This is a genomic window from Wenyingzhuangia sp. (genome assembly GCF_039768515.1).
Lineage (GTDB): Bacteria > Bacteroidota > Bacteroidia > Flavobacteriales > Flavobacteriaceae > Wenyingzhuangia.
Genome location: NZ_JBDNAI010000105.1, coordinates 22395 through 29771, shown reverse-complemented (window position 1 = coordinate 29771; position 7377 = coordinate 22395). Strand labels below are relative to the sequence as shown.

At 35.0% G+C, this 7377-nt stretch carries 7 protein-coding genes and 1 pseudogene; 4 read left to right on the top strand and 4 right to left on the bottom strand.

The window, feature by feature from the left end; all coding sequences use genetic code 11:
- From ABF281_RS07095 to ABF281_RS07085, 3 genes and pseudogenes are all read right to left on the bottom strand, one after another.
- Nucleotides 1-218, bottom strand: a pseudogene (locus ABF281_RS07095) (30S ribosomal protein S1); the annotation flags it as partial.
- 278 nt (nucleotides 219-496) lie between these two features.
- The gene (locus tag ABF281_RS07090; RefSeq protein WP_347180984.1) at nucleotides 497-2422 is read right to left on the bottom strand and encodes a cytochrome c biogenesis protein CcdA; all 1926 of its coding nucleotides are present in this window, start codon (nucleotides 2420-2422) and stop codon (nucleotides 497-499) included.
- A gap of 60 nt (nucleotides 2423-2482) precedes the next feature.
- Nucleotides 2483-3070, bottom strand: coding sequence for an NUDIX domain-containing protein (locus ABF281_RS07085; protein WP_347180983.1), 588 nt, complete (start codon nucleotides 3068-3070; stop codon nucleotides 2483-2485).
- A 6-nt stretch (nucleotides 3071-3076) separates the two neighbouring features.
- On the opposite strand from ABF281_RS07085, the gene pyrE reads away from it, so the two are divergent.
- Together pyrE and ABF281_RS07075 are read left to right on the top strand one after the other, a co-directional pair.
- The gene (gene pyrE, locus ABF281_RS07080; protein ID WP_347180982.1) at nucleotides 3077-3718 is read left to right on the top strand and encodes an orotate phosphoribosyltransferase; all 642 of its coding nucleotides are present in this window, start codon (nucleotides 3077-3079) and stop codon (nucleotides 3716-3718) included.
- 61 nt (nucleotides 3719-3779) lie between these two features.
- A complete protein-coding gene (locus ABF281_RS07075; protein WP_347180981.1) occupies nucleotides 3780-4169 on the top strand; it encodes an SRPBCC family protein in 390 nt (129 codons plus the stop codon).
- Here the strand turns inward: ABF281_RS07075 and ABF281_RS07070 are convergent.
- Nucleotides 4166-4906 (bottom strand): biotin--[acetyl-CoA-carboxylase] ligase, encoded by a 741-nt coding sequence (locus ABF281_RS07070; RefSeq protein ID WP_347180980.1) that lies wholly within the window; start codon nucleotides 4904-4906, stop codon nucleotides 4166-4168. The two genes, ABF281_RS07075 and ABF281_RS07070, sit on opposite strands and share 4 nt — an antisense overlap.
- Before the next feature lie 76 nt (nucleotides 4907-4982).
- Here ABF281_RS07070 and rsfS point away from each other — a divergent pair, with 76 nt between their 5' ends.
- Both rsfS and ftsH read left to right on the top strand, forming a co-directional pair.
- On the top strand, nucleotides 4983-5345 hold the full coding sequence (gene rsfS, locus ABF281_RS07065; RefSeq protein WP_347180979.1) for a ribosome silencing factor: 363 nt from the start codon (nucleotides 4983-4985) through the stop codon (nucleotides 5343-5345).
- A 22-nt stretch (nucleotides 5346-5367) separates the two neighbouring features.
- Nucleotides 5368-7365: an ATP-dependent zinc metalloprotease FtsH gene (gene ftsH, locus ABF281_RS07060; protein WP_347180978.1), complete on the top strand. Its 1998-nt coding sequence runs from the start codon at nucleotides 5368-5370 to the stop codon at nucleotides 7363-7365.
- Nucleotides 7366-7377 lie beyond the last annotated feature (12 nt).

Below are 7377 nucleotides of genomic sequence, written 5' to 3'. Positions count from 1 at the left end.
GTAATACGAACTACTGTTCCTTCGATTACATCACGCTCATTCACGAAACCTACAGTTCCTTCTAATGCAGCATCAAACTCCTTTAATTGAGCCTCATCAACCTCATCAATACCTTCTTCGTATTTGTGCCAGTTAAAATCTGCTAAAAATTCTTGTGGATTTACTTGTACAGCTTCTTGCTCTTGAGCTTCAACTGCTTTTGTGTTTTCTTCAGACATGTGTCTAAAATTATTTTGTATCTAGCTGATAATCAGTTTTAAGAACGGGTAACCTCAGCTAAAGTTGTTAAATTAAAATATTTTTCATCCCTTTTCAAAACACAAGCCCGTTAAAAAGGGTTGCAAATATACAAATTATTTTCAACTAAAAACACTCAAAAACAAATCGTTAACCAATTTTTTACAGGCCATTATAATTTACTTATTTATGAAAATAAAAAACAAGAATTCATCAGGATTCAACCAAGTTAAATCCGAAGAAGTTTTAAGCAATGAAATCATTTTTTTGCTTTATCAATTCCTTGCTGCAGCCAATCTAAATAAACAGCTATGTCTGGCGTATAACCAACAGGAGCACTCACATCCTTACCTTCTGAATTCAGGATCACATAAAAGGGCTGAGCATTAGTCTTGTATCTTTTTTCTTGAAACTCAGACCACTTTTGCCCAATATACCTGTAGGGTTTCCCTGTGGAAGTTGATATCTCCTCTGAAGCCAATTTTTGTCTATCGTCTACATACAAAGAAATCAAAACAATCTCGTTCTGGAGGATGTTTAAAACTTTAGGGGATATCCATACATTCTGTTCCATTTTTCTGCAATTCACGCATGCCCTCCCTGTAAAATCAAGAAGTATAGGCTTGTGTTGCTGTTTAGCATAACGCATTCCTTTCTCGTAATCGTTAAAGGTTAAGATGTTGTAGGGAGGCTGCATATGGGCACCTTCAGGCAATTTCTTTTGAAGAACTATTGGATGAGTACTTTTATTTATAAAACCATTTGGGTTCTCACTATACTCAATTGGAGGAACAAAAGCTCCAATTAATTTCACTGGTGCGCCCAACAAACCAGGAATCATGTATACCACAAAAATTAAACTTAACATTGCTAAAAAAAGCCTTGTGATAGATATTTTTTCCGTGGGTTGATAATCATGTGGCAAGCGAATTTTACCCAACAAATAAACCCCCAGCAACAAGAAAATAACGATCCATATCGCAATAAAAACTTCTCTTTCTAGCCAATGTGCTTGCAAAACCAAATCGGCATTTGATAAAAACTTAAAAGCCAATGCCAATTCTAGAAAACCTAAGACCACTTTTACTGTATTTAACCAACCCCCTGATTTTGGCAAAGAATTTAACCAACCAGGAAAAACTGCAAACAAAGTAAATGGGACAGCTATCGCCAAAGAAAACCCAAGCATGGATATAATAGGAGCAATTCCTCCTTGTGAGGCAGATTGCACCAATGCAGTTCCAACGATAGGCCCTGTACATGAAAACGAGACTACTGCTAAAGCTAAAGCCATAAAAAATATTCCAACCAAACCTCCCCTATCCGCTTTTTCGTCTAGCTTTGTTCCCCATGAACTAGGCAACACCAATTCATAAGCCCCTAAGAATGACATCGAAAAAAAGATCAAAACACCAAAGAAAACAAGATTAAAACCAACGCTTGTTGATAATTTATTTAGAGCATCCGCTCCAAAAACACCAACAACAAAAGTTCCCAAAAACACGTAAATAACAACAATACTTATTCCATAAATTATTGCATTTCTGATACCCAGAGCTTTGTTTTTACTTTGCTTGGTAAAAAAACTAACTGTCATCGGAATCATTGGAAAAACACAGGGAGTTACTAATGCGGTTAAACCAGCAATAAAACTCAACCCAAACAACAACCAATAACTTTTATTTTCTTGATCTTTAGTATCATTAGCACTTGTCATATCCTGAGAAATTTCAGAACTATCCTTAATTTCAAATTCTAAATTGACTTCCTTTGGTGGTAGACACATTTCGTCATTACACGCCATGTACTCTACCGAGGCATTAATGAAGCTAACCTCATGCTCGACAGAAATTTCTTGCTTAAATATTGCTTGCTTGCTAAAGTATTTAATGGGCATCCCAAATATGGGATCCTCTATTTGTATACCCGCACTCTCTGTTGTACTCCCAACCGTTATTATGTCTTCTGGATACATAAATGTAGTGGGTATTGGACCTCCTTCCCCAATATTTTGACTATACAAATGCCAACCTTGCTCAATCGTTGCTTTCGCTACCAACACTAGCTTACCCCTGTTGTTTGTTTCTACCGAAGTCTCCCAACTCACTGGATTATGGATTTGTGCTTTCAAAGAGAAAAAAGCTAGCGCAATTAGGAGTGTTAATCTGTGTAATGGTGTTTTCATGAAAGTGTTTTAATATGATAGCAAATATAATCAATTAACGATATTGGAGTCATAGGACACCTACATAAATAAAAGCTTTATGTTTTCATAAGTACTGTCTAAGCATTTTTTGGTTTCTTCTACAGACTTAAAAGCGACTTGCACAATTCCTTCTTCTTTTTGCGGAATCAATACCAAGTTATCCTCATTGGTATGCATGGCAAACCAATATGTTTTTTTCATGACCAAAAGATCTTGATCTTCAAAGACATGATAAGTCGTTTGTAATTCATTATCTATCCTCAAACCGAAAACATTGCATTCCTCTTTTACCTCACGCAAAGCCGCGGACTCTTTGGTTTCTCCTTTTTCTATATGGCCTTTTGGCAAATCCCATTTCCCATGTCTAAAAATCCACAAAACTTGATCATCTCTATCTTTGACAACTCCTCCAGCTGCAGCACGTACTTGAAAATTTAATAAAAAATTACTCCAATCATTGTCTAAATTGTCACAAATAACATTTATTTTTGCCCGAGAACCATTTAATATTTTAAAATATACATCATCAAAATTTAGTTCTTGATACTGAATCACCGAGAAATGACCCGAAATTCTATTTCTTTCTGTAAAAGCAACTAGGACCTCATTGATAAAAACTTTATACATCAGCACATGATTTTCAACAAAGATATAGCAAATAACACAGCAGAAGAGCTTTTAAAGATAAAAGCAATCAAATTACAGCCTACAAATCCTTTCACATGGGCATCAGGATGGAAATCTCCCATTTACTGTGACAATAGAATCACACTTTCCTTCCCTGCCATCAGAAATTTCTTAAAAACAAATATGGCAAAAGCCATTGAAGAAAAGTTTGGAAAGCCTGATGTTATTGCAGGAGTGGCTACCGGTGCAATTGCTATTGGTGTTTTAGTAGCTCAAGAATTAGGGATTCCTTTTGTTTATGTGAGACCAGAGCCAAAAAAACATGGTAGGATGAACCAAATTGAGGGATACCTTGAAAAAGGCTCTAACGTAGTTGTCGTAGAAGACTTAATCAGTACAGGAAAAAGTAGTTTATTAGCTGTAGAAGCCCTAAAAGCAGCAGAGGTTAATGTAAAAGGAATGTTGGCTATTTTCACGTATGGTTTTCCTATTGCTGACCAGAACTTCGATACCTCTAACGTAACATTAGTGACTTTGAGTAATTACCAAACACTAATTGAACAAGCAGTCAAAAACAACTACATCTCCTCAGAGGAGTTGACTTCTATTGAAACATGGAGAAAAGCTCCTGAAAACTGGAAAGTCTAAAACACCCGATACATTTGTTGATTTTTTCAATCCTCTCTTATCTCATTTAAGAAAAAAAACTATGAAATTAGAAACCGTACCGGTCAGTATTTTCAAATCAAATCATGAAGTTTTCGAATTTCTAGTGGACATAAAAAACTTTGAAAAATTGATGCCTGAAAACATAAAAGAATTCAGTGCGAACAATGATACGTTCTCTTTTTCTCTAGCTGGAATTCCAGAAATCAAGTTAAAACTGAAAGAAAAAGTGTCACCTATAAAAATAACATTAGGAGCTGTTTCAGATAAGCTTGACTTTAGTCTTACCGTTGAATTAAAATCCCTTTCTGAGAATAGCACTTCAGCTCAGTTGCTTTTTGAGGGTGAATTTAATCCAATGATGGCTATGATGTTAAAAAAACCTCTAACTAACTTTATCGAAACATTGGGAAAAAACCTACAAGATCTCTAGATGAATTTCACCTCTTTAACAGCAAAATGGTGAACGACCTCATCTTCTTTCTCGATCAGTAATAGGCCTCTATTATTGACCCCTACAATTTTTCCCATAAACACATTCTCATCATGACTAACAAACATAGATGGAGTATTCATTTTGTATAAATGACTTAAATATTCCTGTTTGATCATTGTTAGGTTATCCATAATATAATCTACTGTCATGACCCTCTTTAGAGCATCAACTATTTTGATCAAAATAAGATCTTTATCTAAAATTGCCCCTTCAATTTTCGCTAGTGAACTGGCTTTTAACAAATGGTCTGGAAAAACCAATTGATTTACATTCAAACCTATACCGATAAAACAAGATAATACCTCTTGGTTTTTGATGGTGTTCTCGATCAATAAACCGCAAACCTTATCATTATATGACATAATGTCGTTTGGCCATTTGACTTTAATTTTATGTTCTTTATCCAATACACTTTCTATAACGTCTCTTATTTTAACTGCAGAAATAAAATTTATGTATGGAATCAAATGGACTGGCAACCCACTCAAATCAACATAAACAGTACATAATATGTTTTTATTTTTTTCTGAATGCCAAACAGAATTCATCTGGCCTTTGCCAGAAAACTGCTCATCTGCAACAACGACAGTGAAATTTTCAAGGATTGATTTTTTTGCCAAATCTTTCAAAAAAAGACTAGTGGAATCGATGGCATTAAGTTTGATTATATTCACAAGTAAATTATAATAATATTAGTGTAAGTTATCACTTAAAAAACAATAACTTTGCAACAAAACTAAAGATTTTTTAATGTCTAAAAAACACGTAAGTACTGATCAGTTAATTAGTACCATTTTAAAGGGGATTGATGAGGTAAAGGGAGAAAACATCCAGTTGATTGATTTACGAGAAATCGAAAACACAGTGTGTGAATATTTTATTGTGGCTTCGGGTACATCTAACACACACGTGAGTGCAATTTCAGGTTCTGTTCAGAAAATAGTTGGAAAAGAATCAAGAGAAAAACCTTATCATGTAGAAGGAGAAACTCAAGCAAACTGGATATTACTAGACTATATTCACGTCGTTGTACATGTTTTCCAGAAACCAACTCGAGAACTTTATGATATTGAAGGTTTGTGGGGTGATGCGAAGATTACCAAAATTTCATAAGTACAAAAAGATTTAAACGAAGATGAGCAAAGAACAAAATAATCAACCCAACAAGTCGAACGGTTTAAAACCTAAATTCAACTCATATTGGCTTTATGCTGCTATCATAGCGGTGATTATATCTTTTAATTTTTTTGGAGGTGACTCAACTAGCAAAGACATTTCCAGAAACAAGTTTGAAGAATTATTACGTGCCAACAGTATAGAAAACATACTAATTGTTAACAACGATTATGCTGAAATTCATTTGACAGAAGAAGCGCAAAGTGAATTTAAAAGCAAACAAAAGGACAATAATTTGCCTTGGGCTGCAGCAAAACCTGTTTTGACTTACAATTTCGGAAGCCTAGAAAATTTTGAGAATATTGTTAGAGAAAACAAAGAAAAATACAACCTAACTATTGATTTAAAAAATGTCAACAAAACAGATTTGTTTGACTCCCTCTTAGGACTCTTACCATTTATCATCATTTTAGGTTTATGGCTATTCTTCATGAGAAGAATGTCAGGTGGCGCTGGTGGTGGTGCAGGAGGAGGTGCAGGACAAATCTTTAACATTGGGAAATCAAAAGCTAAATTATTTGATGAAAAACAAAAAATAAAAACATCCTTTAAAGATGTTGCTGGACTAGTTGGTGCCAAAGAAGAAGTTCAAGAAATTGTTGACTTCTTAAAAAGTCCAGAAAAATACACGAATTTAGGGGGTAAAATACCTAAAGGGGCTTTACTTGTAGGTCCTCCCGGTACAGGAAAAACATTATTAGCAAAAGCTGTAGCTGGCGAGGCTGGAGTACCTTTTTTTTCAATGTCAGGTTCAGATTTTGTTGAAATGTTTGTGGGTGTAGGTGCTTCAAGAGTAAGAGATTTATTCAAACAAGCAGCACAAAAATCCCCCTCTATCATATTCATAGATGAAATAGATGCTATCGGTAGGGCTCGAGGAAAAAGCAACATGACCGGAGGTAATGATGAACGTGAAAATACACTAAATCAGTTGCTAACAGAAATGGATGGTTTTGGTACTGACACGAATGTGATTGTTATTGCAGCAACGAACCGTGCTGATGTTTTAGACAAAGCTCTGATGAGAGCAGGTAGATTTGATAGACAAATTTATGTTGACCTACCAGATCTAAATGAACGAAGTGAAATTTTTAATGTACACATAAAACCACTAAAGTTAGGTAATGATGTCAAAGTTGAATTCTTAGCACAGCAAACCCCCGGGTTTTCCGGTGCAGATATCGCTAATTTGTGTAATGAATCTGCATTGATCGCTGCAAGGAATGGAAAAGAGTTTATAGAAAATCAGGATTTCTTAGATGCTGTTGACCGCATCATAGGAGGTTTAGAGAAGAAAAATAAAATCATTTCTAAAAAAGAAAAAAAGACAATAGCTTTTCATGAGGCAGGACACGCAACTGCAAGCTGGATGCTTGAGCATGCCTCGCCTCTAGTTAAAGTTACCATTGTACCCAGAGGTCAATCTCTCGGTGCTGCCTGGTATTTACCAGAAGAGAGAATGATTGTTCAGACAGAACAAATGCTAGACGAGATGTGTGCAACTCTTGCCGGAAGAGCAGCTGAAAAAATCATATTCAATAAAATATCAACAGGAGCACTAAGTGATCTTGAAAAGGTAACCAAACAAGCTAGAGCTATGGTTAGTGTATACGGATTAAGTGAAAAAGTTGGAAATTTAACCTACTATGATTCAAGTGGTCAAGAACATGGATTTACGAAACCCTACAGCGAAACTACGGCAAAACTGATAGACGAAGAAATCAGTGAAATCATAGACATCCAATACAAAAGAGCAATACAAATATTAACCGAAAACAAGGACAAATTGACTGAGTTGGCTGAAAGACTACTTGAAAAAGAAGTTATTTTCAAAGATGATTTGGTTAAGATTTTTGGTGAAAGACCATTTACAAAAGAAGAAGAAAAAGAAGAAGTATCAGAAGACGAAAAAAAGCCAAAACAAAATGATAAAGGCGATTCTGATGTAGAAATTTAAAAGTTTTTATAT

What these genes read in the sequence shown, in the direction of transcription:
- ABF281_RS07090 (WP_347180984.1), bottom strand. Translation starts at nt 2,422, where the DNA reads ATGAAAACACCATTACACAGATTAACACTCCTAATTGCGCTAGCTTTT.
- ABF281_RS07085 (WP_347180983.1), bottom strand. Translation starts at nt 3,070, where the DNA reads ATGTATAAAGTTTTTATCAATGAGGTCCTAGTTGCTTTTACAGAAAGA.
- pyrE (WP_347180982.1), top strand. Translation starts at nt 3,077, where the DNA reads ATGATTTTCAACAAAGATATAGCAAATAACACAGCAGAAGAGCTTTTA.
- ABF281_RS07075 (WP_347180981.1), top strand. Translation starts at nt 3,780, where the DNA reads ATGAAATTAGAAACCGTACCGGTCAGTATTTTCAAATCAAATCATGAA.
- rsfS (WP_347180979.1), top strand. Translation starts at nt 4,983, where the DNA reads ATGTCTAAAAAACACGTAAGTACTGATCAGTTAATTAGTACCATTTTA.
- ftsH (WP_347180978.1), top strand. Translation starts at nt 5,368, where the DNA reads ATGAGCAAAGAACAAAATAATCAACCCAACAAGTCGAACGGTTTAAAA.